This is a genomic window from Bradyrhizobium sp. Ken01, from assembly GCF_055807355.1.
The window spans coordinates 1-277 of sequence record NZ_JBVVPC010000200.1; the positions used below are offsets into that span (position 1 = coordinate 1).

The following is a 277-nucleotide window of genomic DNA, read 5'->3' on the forward strand; positions in this document are numbered from 1 at the left end:
TTCGGCGTACAACCGTACCTCGATCGCATGGCCCCTCAGCGGCACCTGCGCCTGGGTGATCGGCAGCGCCTCGCCCTGGGCCACGCGGATCTGCCAGGCCACCAGGTCGAGGCCGGTAATCGCCGAAGACCCGGCCAATGATTTCCTGCCGGCGACCGGGCGGCTGGCGGTGTATCGCGAGTCCAACCCAGGTCCGGGTCGACGCGTGGACAGCGGCGTCGAGCAAGGGGACAGCGTTTCGCCCTTCTACGACCCGATGCTGGGCAAGCTGATCGCC

At 68.6% G+C, this 277-nt stretch carries 1 pseudogene; it reads left to right on the forward strand.

Features of this window, described 5'->3' with window-relative positions:
• Positions 1–121: 121 nt before the first annotated feature.
• Positions 122–277, forward strand: a pseudogene (locus AC0L3S_RS39345) (biotin/lipoyl-containing protein); the annotation flags it as partial.